The 20,148-nt window shown below is 64.2% G+C and carries 18 protein-coding genes; 15 read left to right on the top strand and 3 right to left on the bottom strand.

Features of this window, described 5'->3' with window-relative positions; translation table 11 throughout:
- Nucleotides 1–2: 2 nt before the first annotated feature.
- From lpxB to ispD, 10 genes are all read left to right on the top strand, one after another.
- Nucleotides 3–1,145, top strand: coding sequence for a lipid-A-disaccharide synthase (gene lpxB / locus ACNFH5_RS16420; protein WP_416747679.1), 1,143 nt, complete (start codon nucleotides 3–5; stop codon nucleotides 1,143–1,145).
- Nucleotides 1,145–1,756: a ribonuclease HII gene (gene rnhB, locus ACNFH5_RS16425; protein ID WP_416747681.1), complete on the top strand. Its 612-nt coding sequence runs from the start codon at nucleotides 1,145–1,147 to the stop codon at nucleotides 1,754–1,756. Before lpxB ends, rnhB begins: the two co-directional genes overlap by 1 nt.
- Before the next feature lie 154 nt (nucleotides 1,757–1,910).
- Entirely contained in the window at nucleotides 1,911–5,441 is a 3,531-nt protein-coding gene (gene dnaE / locus ACNFH5_RS16430) for a DNA polymerase III subunit alpha (RefSeq protein WP_416747683.1), read from the top strand.
- Nucleotides 5,442–5,555: 114 nt separating this feature from the next.
- Nucleotides 5,556–6,506, top strand: a complete 951-nt coding sequence (accA, locus tag ACNFH5_RS16435) for an acetyl-CoA carboxylase carboxyl transferase subunit alpha (RefSeq protein ID WP_416747685.1) — start codon at nucleotides 5,556–5,558, stop codon at nucleotides 6,504–6,506.
- Between the two features lie 69 nt (nucleotides 6,507–6,575).
- Complete coding sequence (gene tilS, locus ACNFH5_RS16440) at nucleotides 6,576–7,895, top strand: tRNA lysidine(34) synthetase TilS (protein WP_416747687.1); 1,320 nt, start codon at nucleotides 6,576–6,578, stop codon at nucleotides 7,893–7,895.
- A 171-nt stretch (nucleotides 7,896–8,066) separates the two neighbouring features.
- Nucleotides 8,067–9,695 (top strand): CTP synthase, encoded by a 1,629-nt coding sequence (locus ACNFH5_RS16445; protein ID WP_169940904.1) that lies wholly within the window; start codon nucleotides 8,067–8,069, stop codon nucleotides 9,693–9,695.
- A 2-nt stretch (nucleotides 9,696–9,697) separates the two neighbouring features.
- Entirely contained in the window at nucleotides 9,698–10,543 is an 846-nt protein-coding gene (gene kdsA / locus ACNFH5_RS16450) for a 3-deoxy-8-phosphooctulonate synthase (RefSeq protein ID WP_416747690.1), read from the top strand.
- Nucleotides 10,544–10,650: 107 nt separating this feature from the next.
- The gene (gene eno / locus ACNFH5_RS16455; RefSeq protein WP_416747692.1) at nucleotides 10,651–11,940 is read left to right on the top strand and encodes a phosphopyruvate hydratase; all 1,290 of its coding nucleotides are present in this window, start codon (nucleotides 10,651–10,653) and stop codon (nucleotides 11,938–11,940) included.
- Between the two features lie 63 nt (nucleotides 11,941–12,003).
- A complete protein-coding gene (ftsB, locus tag ACNFH5_RS16460; RefSeq protein WP_416747694.1) occupies nucleotides 12,004–12,288 on the top strand; it encodes a cell division protein FtsB in 285 nt (94 codons plus the stop codon).
- Nucleotides 12,285–12,983, top strand: coding sequence for a 2-C-methyl-D-erythritol 4-phosphate cytidylyltransferase (gene ispD / locus ACNFH5_RS16465; RefSeq protein WP_416747696.1), 699 nt, complete (start codon nucleotides 12,285–12,287; stop codon nucleotides 12,981–12,983). The genes ftsB and ispD overlap by 4 nt, the downstream gene beginning before the upstream one ends.
- A gap of 194 nt (nucleotides 12,984–13,177) precedes the next feature.
- On the opposite strand, the gene yedF is transcribed toward ispD, so the two are convergent.
- From yedF to ACNFH5_RS16480, 3 genes are all read right to left on the bottom strand, one after another.
- Nucleotides 13,178–13,426, bottom strand: a complete 249-nt coding sequence (gene yedF / locus ACNFH5_RS16470; protein WP_236198462.1) for a sulfurtransferase-like selenium metabolism protein YedF — start codon at nucleotides 13,424–13,426, stop codon at nucleotides 13,178–13,180.
- A complete protein-coding gene (yedE, locus tag ACNFH5_RS16475; RefSeq protein WP_416747698.1) occupies nucleotides 13,392–14,618 on the bottom strand; it encodes a selenium metabolism membrane protein YedE/FdhT in 1,227 nt (408 codons plus the stop codon). Before yedE ends, yedF begins: the two co-directional genes overlap by 35 nt.
- A 68-nt stretch (nucleotides 14,619–14,686) precedes the next feature.
- Nucleotides 14,687–15,580, bottom strand: a complete 894-nt coding sequence (locus tag ACNFH5_RS16480) for a LysR substrate-binding domain-containing protein (RefSeq protein ID WP_416747700.1) — start codon at nucleotides 15,578–15,580, stop codon at nucleotides 14,687–14,689.
- A 215-nt stretch (nucleotides 15,581–15,795) separates the two neighbouring features.
- On the opposite strand from ACNFH5_RS16480, the gene ACNFH5_RS16485 reads away from it, so the two are divergent.
- The 5 genes from ACNFH5_RS16485 to surE are packed head-to-tail and all read left to right on the top strand — an operon-like array spanning nucleotide 15,796 to nucleotide 20,139.
- Complete coding sequence (locus ACNFH5_RS16485) at nucleotides 15,796–16,908, top strand: S-(hydroxymethyl)glutathione dehydrogenase/class III alcohol dehydrogenase (RefSeq protein WP_416747702.1); 1,113 nt, start codon at nucleotides 15,796–15,798, stop codon at nucleotides 16,906–16,908.
- A gap of 45 nt (nucleotides 16,909–16,953) precedes the next feature.
- Nucleotides 16,954–17,805, top strand: coding sequence for an S-formylglutathione hydrolase (fghA, locus tag ACNFH5_RS16490; RefSeq protein WP_416747704.1), 852 nt, complete (start codon nucleotides 16,954–16,956; stop codon nucleotides 17,803–17,805).
- Nucleotides 17,806–17,864: 59 nt separating this feature from the next.
- Nucleotides 17,865–18,338, top strand: coding sequence for a 2-C-methyl-D-erythritol 2,4-cyclodiphosphate synthase (ispF, locus tag ACNFH5_RS16495; RefSeq protein WP_416747706.1), 474 nt, complete (start codon nucleotides 17,865–17,867; stop codon nucleotides 18,336–18,338).
- On the top strand, nucleotides 18,335–19,393 hold the full coding sequence (gene truD / locus ACNFH5_RS16500) for a tRNA pseudouridine(13) synthase TruD (protein ID WP_416747708.1): 1,059 nt from the start codon (nucleotides 18,335–18,337) through the stop codon (nucleotides 19,391–19,393). The genes ispF and truD overlap by 4 nt, the downstream gene beginning before the upstream one ends.
- Nucleotides 19,381–20,139 (top strand): 5'/3'-nucleotidase SurE, encoded by a 759-nt coding sequence (surE, locus tag ACNFH5_RS16505; protein ID WP_416747710.1) that lies wholly within the window; start codon nucleotides 19,381–19,383, stop codon nucleotides 20,137–20,139. The genes truD and surE overlap by 13 nt, the downstream gene beginning before the upstream one ends.
- Nucleotides 20,140–20,148 lie beyond the last annotated feature (9 nt).

Raw genomic sequence — 20,148 nt, forward strand, 5'->3', positions numbered from 1 at the left:
CCATGCAACCGACCGCACGCAAGCTGCGCGTCGCCCTGGTCGCGGGCGAGGCGTCCGGCGATATCCTTGGCTCCGGCCTCATGCAGGCGCTCAAGCAGCGCCACCCCGGCATCGAGTTCATCGGCGTCGGCGGTCCACGCATGGAAGCTGAAGGGCTGAAGACGCATTTCCCTATGGAGCGCCTGGCGGTCATGGGGCTGTTCGAAGTCCTGGGGCGCCTGCGCGAACTGCTGCGCCGCCGCAAGGACCTGGTGCAGATGCTGATCGCGGCGAAGCCGGACGTGTTCATCGGTATCGATGCGCCGGACTTCAACCTCAACATCGAATTGAAGCTGCGCCGCGCGGGCATCCGCACGGTGCACTATGTCAGTCCGTCGGTCTGGGCCTGGCGGCAGAAACGCGTGCTGAAGATCAAGGAAGCCTGCGACCTGATGCTCGCGCTCTTCCCGTTCGAGGCGCGCTTCTACGAAGAGCATGCGGTGCCGGTGCGTTTCGTCGGCCACCCGCTGGCCAACACCATCCCATTGGAAGCCGACCGAGCCGGTGCGCGCGAGCGTCTCGACCTGCCGCACGATGCCAGCGTTGTCGCGCTCCTGCCCGGTAGCCGGGGAGGCGAGGTCGGCAAGCTTGGCGCGCTGTTCCTCGATACCGCCCAGCGCCTGCTGCAGGATCGCCCCGGCCTGCGTTTCGTGCTGCCCTGCGCGAGCCCTGAGCGTCGCGTACAGATCGAAGCGATGCTGGCCGGCCGCAACTTGCCGGTGCAGTTGCTCGACGGCGCTTCCCACGAGGCGCTTGCCGCCTGCGACGCCGTGTTGATTGCCTCCGGCACCGCCACGCTGGAAGCGCTGCTGTACAAGCGCCCGATGGTCGTTGCCTACAAGGTGGCGCCCATGACTTATCGCATTCTCAAACGCCTGGTAAAGAGCCCTTATATCTCCCTGCCGAACCTGCTGGCCGGGCGACTGCTGGTGCCGGAACTGATCCAGGATGCGGCCACGCCCGAGGCGCTTGCCACTACGCTGTTGCCGCTGCTTGATGATGGCAGCGTGCAGACTGAATCCTTCGACGCCATCCATCGCGCCTTGCGCCAGGATGCGTCCGCGCAGGCCGCCGAAGCGGTCCTTGCCCTGGTGGAGAAACACTGATGCAGATGGGCCTGGACTTTACGCTGGTGGAAGAGCTGGTAGCTGGCGTTGACGAAGTCGGCCGTGGCCCGCTGTGCGGCCCCGTGGTCACGGCAGCGGTCATTCTCGATCCGGCGCGCCCGATCAGCGGGCTGAACGACTCCAAGAAGCTCTCCGAAGCCAAGCGTGAAAAACTCTTCGACGAGATCCGCGAGAAGGCCCTGGCCTGGTGCATCGCGCGTGCCGATGTGCACGAGATCGATCAGTTGAATATCCTCCACGCCACCATGCTGGCCATGCAGCGCGCGGTGGAAGGCCTGAGTGTCACGCCGAAGCTGGCGTTGATCGACGGCAACCGCTGCCCGAAACTGCAGGTGCCCTCTGCGCCGGTCGTGCAGGGCGACGCCAAGGTGCCGGCCATCGCTGCTGCCTCGATCCTGGCCAAGGTCAGCCGCGATCGCGAAATGCAGGAAATGGAAGCTCTGTACCCCGGTTACGGTATCGGCGGGCACAAGGGCTATCCCACTCCAGTGCACCTCGAAGCGCTCAAGCGCCTGGGGCCGACGCCCATCCACCGGCGCTCCTTCGGCCCAGTGCGCGATCTGCTGGAAAACCCCGTCGGCATCCTGTAACACCCTGTTATTACTCTGGAATTCCTTTCGGTCAGCGGGCCGCCGGTGACTTCAATCACCCGGTGCGACGGCTGGCCCATTGATCCCTGTAGCTTTGCGGACAGCCCCGGTACAATCCGGGGCTTGCCGTTTTTCGCGTTTGCCAAGGACCACCATGACCGCCACCTTCGTTCACCTGCGTCTGCACACCGAATTCTCCCTGGTCGACGGCCTGGTGCGGGTCAAGCCGCTGATCAAGGCGGTCGGCGGGGCGGGCATGCCGGCGGTGGCGGTGACCGACCTGAGCAACATGTGCTCGCTGGTGAAGTTCTACAAGACGGCCATGGGCGGCGGCATCAAGCCGATCTGCGGGGCCGATATCTGGCTGGCCAACCGCGACGAGGACGGCCCGCTGACGCGCCTGACCCTGCTGGCGATGAATGCCAAGGGCTACCGCAACCTGACTGAGCTGATTTCCCGTGGTTGGCAGGAAGGCCAGCGCAACGGCGAGATCATCATCGAGCGTCAATGGGTCAAGGAGGCCGCCGAAGGCCTGATCGCGCTGTCCGGCTCGAAGGAAGGCGAGATCGGCATGGCTCTGCTCGAAGGTGACGACGCCCTGGCCGATTCTCTGCTGGCTGAGTGGCTGGAGGTCTTCCCCGATCGCTTCTACCTCGACATCCAGCGCACCAATCGGGTCAATGATGAAGAGCATGTGCATGCCGCCGTGGCCCTGTCCGCGCGCAGCGGCGCGCCGCTGGTGGCGACCAACGACGTGCGCTTCATCAAGGAAGCGGACTTCGAAGCCCACGAGACCCGTGTATGCATCGGCGAAGGCCGCGCCCTGGATGATCCGCGCCGTTCGCGCAACTATTCCGACCAGCAATACCTGAAGAGCCCGGAAGAAATGGCCGAGCTGTTCAGCGACATTCCCGAGGCTCTGGAAAACTCCGTCGAGATCGCCAAGCGCTGCAACATCGACGTGCAGTTGGGCAAGTACTTCCTGCCCAACTTCCCGATCCCCTACGACGACATGGACATCAACGACTACCTGCGCCATGTCTCCTACGAAGGCTTGGAAGAGCGCCTCGCGGTGCTCTGGCCGAAGGACACCACGCCGAACTACGAAGAGAAGCGGCAGATCTACGTCGATCGTCTGGAGTTCGAACTGGGCACCATCATCCAGATGGGCTTCCCCGGCTACTTCCTGATCGTGATGGACTTCATCAAGTGGGCCAAGAACAACGGCGTGCCCGTGGGCCCCGGTCGGGGCTCGGGTGCCGGTTCGTTGGTCGCCTACGTGCTGAAGATCACCGACCTCGACCCGCTGGCCTATGACCTGCTGTTCGAACGTTTCTTGAACCCCGAACGTATTTCCATGCCCGACTTCGACGTCGACTTCTGCATGGAAGGCCGTGACCGGGTGATCGACTACGTGGCCGGCGCCTACGGCCGCAATGCGGTGAGCCAGATCATCACCTTCGGCTCCATGGCCGCGAAGGCGGTGGTACGCGACGTGGCGCGGGTGCAGGGCAAGTCCTACGGCCTGGCCGACAAGCTGTCGAAGATGATTCCCTTCGAAGTGGGCATGACCCTGGAGAAGGCCTTCGAGCAGGAGGAAATGCTCCGCGACTTCCTCAAGACCGACGAGGAAGCCCAGGAAATCTGGGACATGGCGCTCAAGCTGGAAGGCGTCACCCGTGGTACCGGCAAGCACGCCGGCGGCGTGGTGATCGCGCCGACCAAGCTGACCGACTTCGCTCCTATCGCCTGTGACGAAGAGGGCGCCGGCCTGGTGACCCAGTTCGACAAGGACGACGTGGAAGCCGCCGGCCTGGTGAAGTTCGACTTCCTCGGCCTGCGTACCCTGACCATCATCAAATGGGCGATGGAGATCATCCATCGCATCCAGCAGAAGAATGGCGAGACCGAGCTGGTCGATATCGACCGCATCCCGCTGGACGACAAGAAGACCTACGACCTGCTGCAGAAGGCGGAGACCACCGCGGTCTTCCAGCTTGAATCGCGCGGCATGAAGGAGCTGATCAAGAAGCTCAAGCCGGACTGCCTGGAAGACCTTATCGCACTGGTGGCGCTGTTCCGTCCCGGCCCGCTGCAGTCGGGCATGGTGGATGACTTCATCAACCGTAAGCACGGTCGTGAAGAAATCTCCTATCCGCACCCTGACTATCAGTACGCTGGCCTCGAACCGGTGCTCAAGCCCACCTACGGTATCATCCTGTACCAGGAACAGGTGATGCAGATCGCCCAGGTGATGGCGGGCTACAGCCTCGGCGGCGCGGACATGCTGCGTCGTGCCATGGGTAAGAAGAAGCCCGAGGAAATGGCCAAGCAGCGCGGCGGTTTCATCGAAGGTTGTGCCAACAACGGCATCGACGCCAACCTCTCGGGCAACATCTTCGACCTGGTGGAAAAGTTCGCCGGCTATGGCTTCAACAAGTCGCACTCCGCTGCCTACGGCCTGGTGTCGTACCAGACCGCCTGGCTGAAGACCCATTGGAAAGCCCCGTTCATGGCCGCGGTACTCACCGCGGATATGCAGAACACCGACAAGGTGGTGACGCTCATCGAAGAGTGCCGCCACATGAAGCTGCGCATCCTGGCGCCGGATGTGAACAACTCCGAATTCCGCTTTACCGTCGATGAGGACAACCAGATCGTCTACGGCCTGGGCGCGATCAAGGGCGTCGGTGAAGGCCCGGTGGAAGCCATCACCGAATGCCGCAACGAAGGCGGGCCGTTCAAGACCCTGTTCGACTTCTGCGACCGTATCGATCTCAAGCGCGTCAACAAGCGCACCCTGGAAGCGCTGATCCGCGCCGGTGCGCTGGACCGCCTCGGCCCGCACTTCCATGAGGAACAGAAGGCCTACCACGCCCACGTCGACATCAACCGTGCCGTGCTGCTGGCGTCCATGGAAGAAGCCGTGAAAGCCGCAGAGCAGACCTCGCGCAGCCATGACAGCGGCCACATGGACCTGTTCGGCGGCGTGTTCGCCGAGCCTGAGGCGGACGTCTACGCCAACCACCGCAAGGTCAAGGAACTCAACCTCAAGGAGCGCCTGAAAGGCGAGAAGGACACCCTCGGCCTGTACCTGACCGGTCACCCGATCGATGAGTATGAGGGCGAGGTGCGACGATTTGCCCGCCAGCGCATCGTCGAGCTGAAGCCTGCGCGTGATACCCAGACCGTTGCTGGCCTGATCGTCAACCTGCGGGTGATGAAGAACAAGCGTGGCGACAAGATGGGCTTCGTGACGCTGGACGACCGCTCCGGCCGTATCGAGGCCTCGCTGTTCGCCGAAGCCTTCGCCGCCAACCAGGCGCTGCTGCAGACTGACGCGCTGGTGGTGATCGAGGGCGAAGTCAGCCAGGACGATTTCTCCGGCGGCCTGCGTCTGCGTGCCAAGCGCGTAATGGGGCTGGAAGAGGCCCGCACCTCGCTGGCGGAAAGCCTGCGCGTGCGCGTGCATGCCGATGCACTCAAGGGTGACCGCCTGCGCTGGCTGGCTGATCTGTGCACCCGCCATAGAGGCAGTTGCCCCGTCACCGTGGACTACAGTGGCGAGTCGGCGCGCGCGCTGCTGCAGTTCGGCGAGCAGTGGCGGATCGACCCGGCAGACAACCTGATTCAAGCGCTGCGTGACCAGTTCGGCCGCGACAACGTCTTCCTGAACTACCGCTAGTGAGGCCGGTGGCCAAAGGCCGCCCGCCCGCCAGTCTCGACCCTCGGCGCCCGATACCGTAAGGTAGGGCGCCTACGGACCAGGCCCAGCCGCCAACAGAACGACGGATAGCCCATGAACCCGAATTTTCTCGATTTCGAACAGCCCATTGCCGACCTGCACGCCAAGATCGAAGAGCTGCGCCTGGTTGGCAACGACAACGCCCTGAACATCACCGACGAAATCTCCCGTCTGCAGGAGAAGAGCAAGGCGCTGACCGAGAACATCTTCGGCAACCTGTCCAGCTGGCAGATCGCCCAGCTCGCACGCCATCCGCGTCGCCCTTACACCCTGGACTACATCGAGCACATCTTCACCGAGTTCGAAGAGCTGCACGGTGATCGCCACTTCTCCGACGACGCGGCCATCGTTGGCGGCGTTGCCCGCCTGGAAGACCAGCCGGTGATGATCATCGGCCACCAGAAGGGCCGCGAAGTGCGCGAGAAGGTGCGCCGCAACTTCGGCATGCCGCGTCCGGAAGGCTACCGCAAGGCCTGCCGCCTGATGGAGATGGCAGAACGCTTCAAGATGCCGATTCTGACCTTCATCGACACCCCCGGCGCCTACCCGGGCATCGACGCTGAAGAGCGTGGCCAGAGCGAGGCGATCGCCTGGAACCTGCGTGTCATGGCGCGCCTGAAGACCCCGATCATCGCCACCGTGATCGGTGAAGGCGGCTCCGGCGGCGCACTGGCCATCGGCGTGTGCGACCAACTGAACATGCTGCAGTACTCCACCTATGCGGTGATCTCGCCCGAAGGTTGCGCCTCGATCCTCTGGCGTACCGCCGAAAAGGCACCGGAAGCGGCCGAAGCGATGGGCATCACCGCCAACCGCCTGAAGGACCTGGGTATCGTCGACAACGTCATCCCCGAGCCGCTGGGCAGCGCCCACCGCGATCCGGCCGCCATGGCCGAGACCATCCGCAGTTCCCTGCTCGGCCAGCTCGATACGCTGAACCAGCTGAGCACCGAAGAACTCCTCGCGCGCCGCTACGAGCGCCTGATGAGCTACGGCGTCGCCTGATCGACGCCTTCGGCGCAGCGCGGGTGACGAGGTATCCTTGCCTCGTCCCCGACCCTGCCGACCTGCGCCATGTCTGCTGACTTCGAATCCCGGCTGCTGAATTTCCTCGCTCCCTGGCGTCATGCGCCGGTGTGGCGCGTGGCTTTTTCCGGCGGGCTGGATTCCACTGTTCTCCTGCATCTCCTGGCGCAGCTCGCCCATCGCGAGGCCTTGCCGCCGATTTCCGCGATTCACGTGCACCACGGCCTGCAGGCTGTTGCGGACTCCTGGCCGGAGCATTGCCAGCGCTTCTGCGATTCACTTGGGATTGCCTTGCAGGTGGCGCGGGTGCAGGTCGATGATGGCGCCAGCCTGGAGCGTGCGGCGCGCGAAGCGCGGTACGCGGCTTTCGCCGCAGCACTGGGGGAGGGCGAATGCCTGCTGACTGGCCAGCACCGTGACGATCAGGCGGAAACCGTGCTGTTCCGGCTGTTCCGAGGGGCAGGCGTGCGCGGGCTTTCCGGCATGGCCGCCAGTCGTCCCTTGGGGGCAGGGACTCTGTTGCGCCCCATGCTCGGTCTCAATCGAGCGGAGCTGGAGCGTTATGCCCGCAGGCAAGGGCTGAGCTGGGTGGAAGACCCGTCCAACGCCAGCAACGACTTCGACCGTAACTACCTGCGCAACCAGGTGCTGCCGGGCATCATCCGGCGCTGGCCCGCCGCGGTCGAAACCATTGCCCGGAGTGCTGAGCATTTGGCGGAAGCCGACGGGCTGTTGGGGGAGCTGGCACAGAACGACCTGATCTGCGCCGGCGCACGCAATGAATACATTGGTATGCAATTGCCTTCGCTGGCCATCGCGGCGCTGGCGGAGTTGAGCGAATCACGCCAGCGCAATGCATTGCGTCACTGGCTTGCGCCACTGGCGCGTTTGCCTGACAGCGCACACTGGGCAGGCTGGCGAGACCTGCGCGACGCTCGCGAAGATGCCGAGCCCATCTGGCGGCTCGCTGATGGCGAACTGCGCCGCGCTCACGGTCGGCTCTGGTGGCTGGCCAGTCCCTGGCTCGGGTTCGTACCGAGGAATCAGGCCTGGCCTGACCCTGCACGGCCGCTTTCGCTGGCGGGAAACGGTTCGCTGCGTTTCGACGGCGAGCCGCCGGGCGGACCGCTGGAGGTTCGCTATCGCCAGGCTGGGGAGGCGATGGCGCTGGCCGGTCGAGGCTCGCGCGACCTCAAGCGTCTGCTCAACGAGGCGGCTGTGCCGGCTTTTTTGCGTGGCCGTTTGCCGCTGCTCTGGCGAGCCGACGAGCTGCTCGGCGTGGCGCTGTTGCCGGACCTGCAGGTTGAGGTGGGGCAGGGCTGGACCCTGCGCTGGACACCTCCGACGAATGACTCGGGTTTGAGCTGATAGCGGCTTTCCGGTAGACTACGCTCCCGTCTTGTACCGCTCCTGTTGATTCGCCTGCGAATCAGTGGGAGTTCGCTATTTTCACGACGAAGTCGTGAGCCGGGTCTTGTACCCGACACCTTCGCTTCCCCGGCGGCCGAGCCGCCTAAACGCTGACATTCAGGGCTTTTCATGACGCGCTACATCTTCGTCACGGGTGGTGTTGTTTCTTCATTGGGGAAAGGCATCGCCTCGGCTTCCTTGGCTGCCATTCTGGAAGCGCGTGGCCTGAAGATCACGATGCTCAAGCTGGACCCCTACATCAACGTCGATCCGGGCACCATGAGCCCGTTCCAGCACGGTGAGGTGTTCGTCACCCACGACGGTGCCGAGACCGACCTCGATCTGGGCCACTACGAGCGTTTCGTTCGTACCACGATGACCCAGAACAACAACTTCACCACCGGCCGCGTCTACATGGACGTGCTGCGCAAGGAGCGCCGTGGTGACTATCTGGGCGCTACCGTGCAGGTCATCCCGCACATCACCGACGAGATCAAGCGTCGCATCATCAAGGGCGCCGGCGATGCCGACGTGGCCCTGGTGGAAGTCGGCGGCACCGTTGGTGACATCGAGTCGCAACCCTTCCTCGAGGCCATCCGCCAGTTGCGCGTGGAGATCGGTTCGCGCCGCGCCATGCTGATGCACCTGACGCTGGTCCCGTACATCGCCACCGCTGGCGAGACCAAGACCAAGCCGACCCAGCACTCGGTCAAGGAGCTGCGCTCCATCGGCCTGCAGCCGGACATCCTGGTCTGCCGTTCTGACCATCCGGTGGATATTTCTTCCCGCCGCAAGATTGCTCTCTTCACCAACGTGGAAGAGCGCGCGGTCATCTCGCTGGAAGACGTCGACACCATCTACCGCATTCCGTCCGTCCTGCACGCCCAGGGCGTCGATGACTTCGTCGTCGAGCGCTTCGGTCTTGAGTGCGGCCCGGCCGACCTGTCCGAGTGGGACCGTGTGGTCGACGCCAAGCTCAACCCTGAGCGTGAAGTCACCATCGCCATGGTCGGCAAGTACATGGAACTGCTCGACGCCTACAAGTCGCTGATCGAAGCCATGACCCACGCCGGCATCCAGAGCCGCACCAAGGTCAACCTGCGCTACATCGACTCCGAGGACATCGAGCAGCAGGGCACCAGCCTGCTCGAAGGCGCCGACGCCATCCTGGTCCCGGGCGGCTTTGGCCTGCGCGGCGTAGAAGGCAAGATCACCGCCGTGCAGTACGCTCGCGAGAACAAGGTTCCGTACCTGGGCATCTGCCTGGGCATGCAGGTGGCCGTCATCGAATACGCCCGCAACGTGCTGGGCTGGACCGATGCCAACTCCACCGAGTTCGACAAGTCCAGCGGCCACCCGGTCGTCGGTCTGATCACCGAGTGGCAGGATGCTACCGGCGCCACCGAAGTGCGCACCGAAGCTTCCGATCTGGGCGGCACCATGCGCCTGGGCGCCCAGGAATGCCTGCTGTCGGCTGGCACCCTGGTGCACGACTGCTACGGCAAGGAAGTGATCGTCGAGCGTCATCGTCATCGCTACGAAGTGAACAACAACCTGCGTCCGCAACTGGAAGCCGCTGGCCTGAAGATTTCCGGCCGCTCCGGCGACGGTGCGCTGGTCGAAGTGGTCGAGGCTCCGGATCATCCGTGGTTTGTGGCCTGCCAGTTCCACCCGGAATTCACTTCCACCCCGCGTGATGGCCACCCGCTGTTCAGCGGCTTCGTCAACGCCGCCCTGAAGCAAGCCGGGAAAGCCTGAACATGACCCAGAAGATCATCCGCGTCGGTGATATCCAGATTGGCAACGACCTGCCGTTCGTGCTGTTTGGCGGCATGAACGTGCTGGAGTCGCGCGACCTGGCGATGCAGGTCTGTGAAGAGTACGTGAAGGTCACCGAGAGACTCGGTATCCCCTACGTGTTCAAGGCCAGCTTCGACAAGGCCAACCGTTCCTCGATCACCTCGTTCCGTGGTCCGGGCATGGAAGAAGGGCTGAAGATCTTCGAAGAGATCAAGAAGACCTTCAACGTACCGGTCATCACCGACGTGCACGAGCCCTACCAGGCCGCTCCGGTGGCCGAGGTCTGCGACATCATCCAACTGCCGGCCTTCCTGTCCCGACAGACCGACCTGGTCGTGGCCATGGCCAAGACCAATGCGGTGATCAACATCAAGAAGGCCCAGTTCCTTGCACCGCAGGAGATGAAACACATCCTGCGCAAGTGCGAGGAGGCGGGTAACGACCAACTGATCCTCTGCGAGCGTGGCTCCTCCTTCGGGTACAACAACCTGGTGGTGGACATGCTCGGCTTCGGCATCATGAAGCAGTTCGAGTACCCGGTGTTCTTCGACGTGACCCATGCCCTGCAGATGCCGGGCGGTCGCGCCGATTCTGCCGGCGGCCGCCGCGCCCAGGTCACCGACCTGGCCAAGGCCGGCATGAGCCAGGGCCTCGCCGGTCTGTTCCTGGAGGCCCACCCGGACCCCGAGAACGCCAAATGCGACGGTCCGTGCGCCCTGCGCCTGAACAAGCTCGAGCCTTTCCTGTCCCAGCTCAAGCAGCTGGACGACCTGGTCAAGAGTTTCCCCACTATCGAGACTGCCTGAGAATCCGCTCAATGTGCCCCGTAGCGTCAAGCTCGGCGGGGCATTGAGCAGGTTCTGATGTCTCACCAGCCGCCCCGTTTATCTCTATCTTCGGAGTGTTATCAAGAATGGCAAAGATCGTCGACATCAAGGGCCGTGAGGTCCTGGACTCCCGCGGCAACCCGACCGTTGAAGCGGACGTGATCCTGGACAACGGCATCGTCGGCAGCGCTTGCGCCCCGTCCGGTGCATCCACCGGTTCCCGCGAGGCTCTCGAACTGCGCGATGGCGACAAGAGCCGTTACCTGGGCAAGGGCGTGCTGAAAGCGGTGGCCAACATCAACGGCCCGATCCGCGACCTGCTGCTGGGCAAGGACGCGGCTGACCAGAAAGGTCTGGATCACGCGATGATCGACCTCGACGGTACCGAGAACAAAGGCAAGCTGGGCGCCAACGCCATCCTCGCTGTGTCCCTGGCCGCCGCCAAGGCCGCCGCCCAGGCCAAGGGCGTGCCGCTGTACGCGCACATCGCCGACCTGAACGGTACCCCGGGCCAATACTCCATGCCGGTTCCGATGATGAACATCATCAACGGCGGCGAGCACGCCGATAACAACGTCGATATCCAGGAGTTCATGGTTCAGCCGGTTGGCGCCAAGAACTTCGCCGACGCCCTGCGCATGGGCGCCGAAATCTTCCATCACCTCAAAGCCGTGCTGAAGGCCCGTGGCCTGAACACCGCCGTAGGTGACGAAGGTGGCTTCGCGCCGAACCTGGCATCCAACGAAGACGCCCTGGCCGCCATCGCCGAAGCCGTCGCCAACGCTGGCTACAAGCTGGGCGACGATGTGACCCTGGCCCTGGACTGCGCTTCCTCCGAGTTCTTCAAGGGCGGCCAGTACGACCTGGAAGGCGAAGGCAAGGTGTTCAGCGCCGAAGGTTTCGCCGACTACCTGGCTGGCCTGACCCAGCGCTACCCGATCATCTCCATCGAAGACGGTATGGACGAGTCCGACTGGGCTGGCTGGAAAGTCCTGACCGACAAGATCGGTGAGAAGGTACAGCTGGTCGGTGACGACCTGTTCGTGACCAACACCAAGATCCTCAAGCGCGGCATCGACGAGAAGATCGGCAACTCGATCCTGATCAAGTTCAACCAGATCGGCTCGCTGACCGAGACTCTGGAAGCCATTCAGATGGCCAAGGCTGCCGGCTTCACCGCGGTGATCTCGCACCGTTCGGGCGAAACCGAGGACAGCACCATCGCTGACCTGGCTGTCGGCACTGCCGCTGGTCAGATCAAGACCGGGTCCCTCTGCCGCTCCGACCGCGTTTCCAAGTACAACCAGCTGCTGCGCATCGAAGAGCAGCTGGGCGCCAAGGCGCCGTACCGTGGTCGCGCGGAATTCCGCGGCTGATCCTAGTCTGGTACGGTGAAGGGGTGGCACAAGCCACCCCTTCGCGTATAGGGAGCTGATGGTTTGAGGTTACGTAGCCCTTACTGGCTGTTCGTCGTGCTGATCCTGGCGCTGGCCGGCCTGCAGTATCGCCTGTGGGTAGGCGAAGGCAGCCTGGCGCAAGTGCGCGACCTGCAGAAGCAGATCGCCGACCAGCAGGGTGAGAACGAGCGCCTGCTCGAGCGTAACCGCATCCTCGAGGCGGAAGTCGCCGAGCTCAAGAAAGGCACCGAGACCGTCGAGGAGCGTGCACGCCACGAACTTGGCATGGTCAAGGACAAGGAAACCCTCTACCAGCTCGCGCAATGACCACTCCCGCCTTCTGGGCCGTAATCCCGGCCGCCGGTATCGGTTCGCGGATGCGCGCCGATCGCCCCAAGCAATACCTCGACCTTGCCGGTCGCAGCATTCTCGAACGCACCCTCGATTGCTTCCTTGGCCATCCCAGGCTCAAGGGCCTCGTGGTGTGCCTGGCTGCCGACGATCCCTGGTGGCCGACCCTGCCCAGTGCCTCCAACGAGCTGATCCAGCGCGCCGAAGGTGGCCGCGAGCGTGCGGATTCCGTGCTCAACGGCCTGCTGCGCCTGAGCGAGCTGGGCGCCGCGCCGGATGACTGGGTGCTGGTGCATGACGCCGCCCGGCCGAATCTTGTGCGCGCCGACCTGGATCGTCTGCTGGACGAGTTGGAATTCGACACTGTGGGCGGGCTGCTCGGTGTACCCGCGCGGGATACGTTGAAGCGCGTTGGCGCTGATGGCCGAGTCGTCGAGACCATCGATCGCAGCGTGGTCTGGCAGGCCTACACCCCACAGATGTTCCGCCTCGGCGCGCTGCATCGCGCACTCGCCGATGCGCTGGTGGCCGATGCGGCCATCACCGACGAAGCCTCTGCCATGGAGTGGGCGGGCTATGCGCCGCGCATGGTGGAAGGGCGGGTGGACAACATCAAGGTCACCACCCCGGAAGACCTGCAGCGCCTGCAGCGTAACTTCGCCAAGCACTGATCCTGTATCCCTGTAGGAGCGAGCTTGCTCGCGAACAAAGTTTCCGGCGACTTCAGTGCTGGGCAGGTTCGCGAGCAAGCTCGCTCCTACAGGCTGCGCGCCGGGCTGGGCCGTAGGAGCGGACTTTGTCCGCGATTGGCTTCCGGCGCGATTCGGGCTCATCGCGGACGGAGTCCGCCCCTACAAAAGCAGCCTCAGCCCAGCAGCGGGACCTCGATCAGGAAGCGGAACAGCGCCCCATGCTGCTCCACCGCCAGGCAATGGTAGCCATGGCGCTGGGTGTCTTCCGGAATGCCGTGCACCGACTGCGAACAGTCAGTGATGACCTCCAGCAGGTCGCCCGGCTTGAGCGTCTCCAGGGTTTCCAGGGTGGCGATGGCGTTGTACGGACAGTGTTCGCCGCGCAAATCAAGCGACAGCGTCGGCGTCTTGGTTTCGGACATCGTAGGCTTTCCGTTTACGAGTGAATCGTTGCGCGTTCAGTTGCACCAGCAGCATGCACAGGGCGAGGCCGGCGAAGGTGATCAGCAGGCCGCCACCAGGGCCGAACTCCTGCAGCAGGTTGAGTTTGGGGTAGGGCAGGGCGAGGCTGGTGCCGAGCTGGTCCCAATACACCGCGACCAGCGTGCCGCCGATCACGTTGCCGATGCCGACTACCCAGAAGTGCACCTGGCCTTCCATCGAGCGGTACATCCAGCCTGTCTCGCAGCCGCCGGCCAGCACGATGCCGATGCCGAACAGCACGCCGCCGATCACCGCGTTCGGGCCCATCCAGAAGATCTTCGGCGGCAGGCCATTGTGGATCGCCGCGAAGGTGCCGACGCAGGCGGCCGCCATGCCCAGCAGGATGCCCAGCGCGGCCTGGGTCCGGCCGGTGGTCCAGAGGTCGCGGGCAGCGCTGGTGAAGCAGATCTGCGCGCGCTCGATCAGGCCGCCGAACAGCAGGCCGAACAGGCAGGCCATGCCCAGCACCAGCGAGACCTCGAAGCGCCAGGCGGCGAACAGCGCGGCAATGGCCAGCACGCCCATGCCCAGGCGCCATTGCAGCTTGGCGCGGCGAGCCAGGGCTTCGGCGCTGGGAAGCGCCGCGGCCTTACCGTCCACTTTCAGTGGAATACGCAGGAAGGGCAGCAGGCTGATCTTCACGCCGAACCAGGCGCCGATCACAGTGGAAAACATGAAGGCCCAGGCGTGCACCGAGAACATCGGGATACCGGTGAAGAAGGCCGCCAGGTTGCAGCCCATCGCCAGGCGCGCGCCAAAGCCGGCGATCACCCCGCCGATCAGACCCTGCAGCAGGCGCCGCTTACTGGTTGGCCAGCGCAGGCTGACGTTGCCGGCCCAGAGTGCACAGACCAGTGCGCCGAGGAACATGCCAATGATCATCACACCATCGATGCGGTCCAGCGGTGTGCCTTGCAAGCCGATGATCTTGAAGTAGCTCCATTCCTGCGGCTGCAGGCCGAACCAGGACAGCACATGGCCGCCCCAACGGGTGAACTCGCCGGTGACCGCCCAGAAGGTGCCGGTCATGGCGAAGTAGTAGGCGGAGATGACGCCCAGCGCGACCAGCGTCGGCAGTGGTGACCAGAAGCGCAGGAGATAGCGCTCGCGGAAGGAGGAAAGGGCAGACATGTCGTCGTCCTTGAAGCTTGCGGTGGGAAACCGCGCATTCTAGCCAACGCAATTTCCCGGTGCTTGCTTCAAGGCAACGGAGAGTGCTGAAGGTGCTGTAGGCCTTTCTTCAAATGGTCCACCAATTGTCGCACCTTGGGCGACAGATGCCGCTGCTGGGGATACAGCGCCCAGACCCCGGTATTGGGCGGTTGGTGCCCCTCCAGCAGCGATGTCAGGCGCCTACTACGCAGATGTTCCAGCACGTAGTAGTCGGGCAGTTGGCACAGTCCGAACCCGCGCAGCGCCGCATCGAGCACGGCCTGGCCGCTGTTGCAGCGCCAGTTGCCCTGGACCCGGTGCTGGGTTTCGCGGCCGTCCTCGAGAAAGCTCCATTGGTCGCTGCTGCCCACCAGGCAGTTGTGCCGCGCCAGCTCCGCCACGCTCTGCGGCGTGCCGTGGCGGGCGAGGTACTCCGGCGTTGCGCAGAGGTACATCACCCTGGGTGCCAGGCGTGTGGCCACCAAACGTGAATCGCTCAGGCGGCCGAGGCGGATCGCCAGGTCGAAGCCCTCGTGAAGCAGGTCCAACTGGCGGTTGGACAACTCGATTTCTACCCGCAGTTGCGGGAACTGCGCCATGAACTCGTTCACCAGCGGCACCACGAAACGCTCGCCATAGGCCACAGCGCAGGTCATCCGCAGCAAGCCCTTGGGCTCGGCGGACAGATCGCTGACGGCGCGCAATGCTTCCTCGCGGGCATCCTGCAGGCGCCGGCAATGCTGCAGGAACGTCTGCCCGGCCTCACTCAGCGTCACCTTGCGTGTGCTGCGGTAGAGCAGGCGCGTCTGCAGGCGCTCTTCCAGTCGGGCGACCTGCCGGCTGACATGGGACGAAGACACGCCGAGGCGTTCCGCGGCGGCAGTGAATTGGCCGGTTTCGGCGACGGCGACGAATTCGTCCAGTCCTTCCCAGCGGTGCATCTGGATTATCCCTGTATTGCAATAATGTTTTGATTATTGCCTGATTATTCCCTCAAACGGGGTTTTCTACACTTCCAAGGCTTTGGGGCGCGCTTTTGGCCTATTGTCCCCAGCGCTCCCCGACGTGGCTCCGGCCCGTCCCGGTTTCTCGGCCACTGCGCCGAACCCGTCCGCCATTGGCGGGCGTTGTCGTTTTCTCGTTCAGGAGTTTCCCGATGATCAAGTCCCGTGCCGCCGTAGCCTTCGCCCCCAACAAGCCGTTGGAAATCGTCGAAGTGGATGTCGCGCCGCCGCAGAAGGGTGAAGTGCTGGTGCGCATCGTCGCCACTGGCGTCTGCCACACCGATGCCTACACCCTGTCCGGCCAGGATTCCGAGGGCGTGTTCCCGTGCATCCTCGGCCACGAAGGTGGCGGCATCGTCGAGGCAGTCGGTGAGGGCGTGACCTCGCTGAAAGTGGGTGACCACGTGATCCCGCTGTACACCGCCGAATGCCGTGAGTGCAAATTCTGCAAATCCGGCAAGACCAACCTCTGCCAGGCCGTGCGCGCCACCCAGGGCAAAGGCCTGATGCCCGACGGCACCAGCCGCTTCTCCTACAAGGGCGAGCCGATCTTCCACTACATGGGCTGCTCGACCTTCTCCGAGTACACCGTATTGCCGGAAATCTCCCTGGCGAAGATCCCCGAGGAGGCGCCGCTGGAGAAGGTTTGTCTGCTCGGTTGCGGCGTGACCACCGGCATCGGCGCCGTGCTGAATACCGCGAAGGTGGAGGAGGGCGCCACTGTCGCCATCTTCGGCCTGGGCGGCATTGGCCTGGCGGCGATCATCGGCGCGAAGATGGCCAAGGCCTCGCGCATCATTGCTGTTGATATCAACCCGGCCAAGTTCGACATCGCCAAGGAACTGGGCGCTACCGACTTCGTCAATCCGAAGGATCATCAGAAGCCGATTCAGGACGTCATCGTCGAAATGACCGACGGCGGCGTGGACTATTCCTTCGAGTGCGTGGGCAACGTTCAGCTGATGCGTGCGGCTCTGGAGTGCTGCCACAAGGGCTGGGGCGAATCCACCATCATCGGCGTTGCCGGTGCTGGTCAGGAAATCAGCACCCGTCCGTTCCAACTGGTCACCGGCCGCGTCTGGCGCGGTTCCGCCTTCGGCGGCGTGAAGGGCCGCACCGAACTGCCGAGCTACGTGGAAAAGGCGCAGAAGGGCGAAATCCCGCTGGATACCTTCATCACCCACACCATGGGCCTGGAGAAGATCAACGAAGCCTTCGACCTTATGCACGAAGGTAAGAGCATCCGCTCCGTCATCCATTACTGATCGAACCGCCGGGCGCCCTGCGCGCCCGGCCTCACAGGAGGCTCCATGACGGATTCCATCGAACTCATCAGCAGTCAGAAGAGTTTTGGCGGCTGGCACCAGCGCTACCGCCATCGTTCCGAAACCCTCGGCTGCGACATGGCCTTCGCGGTCTACCTGCCGCCCCAGGCCGAGCCCGAGGCGGGCCTGCCAGTGCTGTACTGGCTGTCCGGCCTGACCTGCACCGACGAGAACTTCATGCAGAAGGCCGGCGCCCAGCGCATGGCTGCCGAGCTTGGGATTGTCATCGTCGCGCCGGACACCAGCCCCCGCGGGCCGGAAGTGCCGGGCGATCCGGATGGCGCGTGGGACTTCGGCCTCGGCGCCGGCTTCTACGTCAACGCCACCCAGGAACCCTGGGCGCGCCACTACCGGATGCACGACTATGTGGTACAGGAGCTGCCGGCGCTGATTGAGGCGAACTTCCCGGTTTCCCAGAAACGCGGCATCAGCGGGCACTCCATGGGTGGCCATGGCGCGCTGATCTGCGCGCTGCGCAATCCGGGGCGCTACCTGTCGCTATCGGCCTTCGCGCCTATCACCCACCCGAGCGATTGCCCGTGGGGCCAGAAAGCACTGGGTCGCTTCCTGGGTGAGGACCCGGCCGCCTGGCGCGAGTGGGATGCCGTGGAGCTGCTGGCGAATGCCAGCGAGCGATTGCCGATCCTGGTGGATCAGGGCGACCGCGACGACTTCCTCGCCGTGCAACTCAAGCCGGAAGCCCTGCGCGAAGCGGCCGCTGCGGTCGGCCATCCGCTGGAGCTGCGCCTGCAGCCCGGCTATGACCACAGCTACTACTTCATTGCGAGCTTCATCGAAGATCACCTGCGCCACCACGCCGCAGCGCTCTGTGGCTGACACCTTCGGCGCAGTGATCCGGTAGAATCGACGCCCTGACATCTACAGGGCGTTTTTTCATGCGTATCGGACATGGCTACGACGTGCACCGCTTCGGCGAGGGCGACTTCATCACCCTCGGCGGCGTGCGCATTCCCCACAAGTTCGGGCTGATTGCCCATTCCGACGGCGACGTACTCCTGCACGCACTTTCCGATGCCCTGCTGGGCGCCTGCGCGTTGGGCGATATCGGCAAGCATTTCCCGGATACCGATCCGCAGTTCAAGGGTGCTGACAGCCGTGCGCTGCTGCGCCACGTGCTGAGCCTGGTCGAAGCCAAGGGCTGGAAAGTGGAAAACGTCGACACCACCATCATTGCCCAGGCACCGAAGATGGCGCCGCACATCCAGAGCATGCGCGAGACCATCGCCGCCGACCTGAAGGTCGAACTGGATCAGGTCAACGTCAAGGCCACTACTACCGAGAAACTCGGCTTTACCGGCCGTGAAGAAGGCATCGCGGTTCACGCTGTTGCCTTGCTGGGCCGCGCATGACCGAGCTGGAACTGCTGGGCCCGCGCGCCCATGGCGAAGCGTGCGGAAGTGCCGTGCTCAAGGCTGTGGCCGAAGACTTCCAGGTCGACGAAGTACTGGATATCCCACTCTCGGGTGACGGCGAGCACCTCTGGCTGTGGGTAGAGAAGCGTGGCCTGAACACCGAGGAAGCTGCGCGCCGCCTGGCCCGTGCGGCCGGCGTACCGGTGAAGATGATCAGCTATGCCGGGCTCAAGGACCGCCAGGCTCTGACCCGCCAGTGGTTCAGTCTGCATCTGCCGGGCAAGTCCGATCCTGATCTGGCGGCGGCCGAGGACGACAGCCTGCGCATCCTCGAGAGCAATCGCCATCGCCGCAAATTGCAGCGTGGCGCGCATTCAGCCAACGGTTTCACCTTGCGTCTGACCGAGCTGCAGGCGGATCGCGAACAGCTCGAAGCACGTCTGAAGGCCATAGCCGCCAACGGCGTGCCGAACTACTTCGGTACCCAGCGTTTCGGCCATGAGGGCGGCAACGTCTTCGATGCCCGTGGCTTTGCCGAGCGCGGCAAGCTGCCGGAGCATCGCAACATGCGCTCGCGCCTGCTCTCGGCGGCGCGCAGCTATGTCTTCAACCAGGTGCTGGCCCGCCGCGTGGCGCAAGGCACCTGGAGTCAGGCGCTGGTCGGTGACCTGCTGGCGTTCACCGACAGCCGGAGCTTCTTCCCCGCTGGCGAAGCGGAATGCTCCGACCCGCGCCTTGCGGTACTCGACCTGCATCCCACCGGTCCGATGTGGGGCGAGGGCGACTCACCGGCGACGAGCCAGCCCGGAGAGATCGAAAGCAGCGTGCAGCAGGCGGAGATGGCGCTTTGCCAGTGGCTTGCCGGTGCGGACATGGCGCACGAACGGCGCATTCTGCGCCTCCCCATCCCGGGTCTTACATGGCATTATCCCGCCCCTGACATTCTGCAACTGGAATTCGTCCTGCCGGCGGGCTGCTTCGCCACCGTGGTAGTGCGCGAGCTGATCGACCTCGTGCCGGCAGGGCAGACGGAAAGCCCATGCGCATATTGATTGCCAACGACGACGGGGTCACTGCACCCGGTATCGCCGCGCTTCACGACGCGTTGTCCGATTATGCGGACTGCATCGTGATCGCCCCGGAAGCCGATCGTAGCGGAGCGAGTAGTTCGCTGACGCTCGATCGGCCGCTGCATCCCCATCGCCTGGGCAATGGTTTCATCAGCCTCAACGGCACTCCGACCGACTGCGTGCACCTGGGCCTCAACGGCCTGCTCGAAGACGTGCCGGAGATGGTCGTGTCGGGCATCAACCTCGGCGCCAACCTGGGCGACGACGTGCTCTATTCGGGTACCGTGGCGGCGGCGCTGGAAGGGCGTTTCCTGTCCCGTCCGGCCTTCGCTTTCTCGCTGTGCTCGCGCCTGACGGACAACCTGCCAGCCGCCATGCACTTCGCTCGCCTGCTGGTCGAGTCCCACGAGAAGCTCGCGCTGCCACCGCGCACCGTGCTCAACGTGAACATTCCCAACCTGCCGCTGGAGCGGATCAAAGGTATCCAGCTGACCCGGCTGGGCCATCGCGCCCGCGCCAAGCCGCCGGTCAAGGTGGTCAACCCGCGCGGCAAGGAAGGCTACTGGATCGCCGCTGCCGGCGATGCCGAGGATGGCGGAGAGGGCACCGATTTCCACGCGGTCATGCAGGGCTACGTTTCCGTCACGCCGCTGCAGATGGACCGGACCTTCCGGGAGGCGTTCAATGTCCTTGGCGACTGGCTCGGAGGGCTCGACCATGGCCAATGAATTGTCGCG

It is taken from the genome of Pseudomonas sp. NY15435, assembly GCF_048068295.1.
Lineage (GTDB): Bacteria > Pseudomonadota > Gammaproteobacteria > Pseudomonadales > Pseudomonadaceae > Pseudomonas.

Bases quoted from the DNA above. Each gene is read 5' to 3' on its own strand.
- lpxB (WP_416747679.1), top strand. From the start codon at position 3: ATGCAACCGACCGCACGCAAGCTGCGCGTCGCCCTGGTCGCGGGCGAG.
- rnhB (WP_416747681.1), top strand. From the start codon at position 1,145: ATGCAGATGGGCCTGGACTTTACGCTGGTGGAAGAGCTGGTAGCTGGC.
- dnaE (WP_416747683.1), top strand. From the start codon at position 1,911: ATGACCGCCACCTTCGTTCACCTGCGTCTGCACACCGAATTCTCCCTG.
- accA (WP_416747685.1), top strand. From the start codon at position 5,556: ATGAACCCGAATTTTCTCGATTTCGAACAGCCCATTGCCGACCTGCAC.
- tilS (WP_416747687.1), top strand. From the start codon at position 6,576: ATGTCTGCTGACTTCGAATCCCGGCTGCTGAATTTCCTCGCTCCCTGG.
- ACNFH5_RS16445 (WP_169940904.1), top strand. From the start codon at position 8,067: ATGACGCGCTACATCTTCGTCACGGGTGGTGTTGTTTCTTCATTGGGG.
- kdsA (WP_416747690.1), top strand. From the start codon at position 9,698: ATGACCCAGAAGATCATCCGCGTCGGTGATATCCAGATTGGCAACGAC.
- eno (WP_416747692.1), top strand. From the start codon at position 10,651: ATGGCAAAGATCGTCGACATCAAGGGCCGTGAGGTCCTGGACTCCCGC.
- ispD (WP_416747696.1), top strand. From the start codon at position 12,285: ATGACCACTCCCGCCTTCTGGGCCGTAATCCCGGCCGCCGGTATCGGT.
- yedF (WP_236198462.1), bottom strand. From the start codon at position 13,426: ATGTCCGAAACCAAGACGCCGACGCTGTCGCTTGATTTGCGCGGCGAA.
- yedE (WP_416747698.1), bottom strand. From the start codon at position 14,618: ATGTCTGCCCTTTCCTCCTTCCGCGAGCGCTATCTCCTGCGCTTCTGG.
- ACNFH5_RS16480 (WP_416747700.1), bottom strand. From the start codon at position 15,580: ATGCACCGCTGGGAAGGACTGGACGAATTCGTCGCCGTCGCCGAAACC.
- ACNFH5_RS16485 (WP_416747702.1), top strand. From the start codon at position 15,796: ATGATCAAGTCCCGTGCCGCCGTAGCCTTCGCCCCCAACAAGCCGTTG.
- fghA (WP_416747704.1), top strand. From the start codon at position 16,954: ATGACGGATTCCATCGAACTCATCAGCAGTCAGAAGAGTTTTGGCGGC.
- ispF (WP_416747706.1), top strand. From the start codon at position 17,865: ATGCGTATCGGACATGGCTACGACGTGCACCGCTTCGGCGAGGGCGAC.
- truD (WP_416747708.1), top strand. From the start codon at position 18,335: ATGACCGAGCTGGAACTGCTGGGCCCGCGCGCCCATGGCGAAGCGTGC.
- surE (WP_416747710.1), top strand. From the start codon at position 19,381: ATGCGCATATTGATTGCCAACGACGACGGGGTCACTGCACCCGGTATC.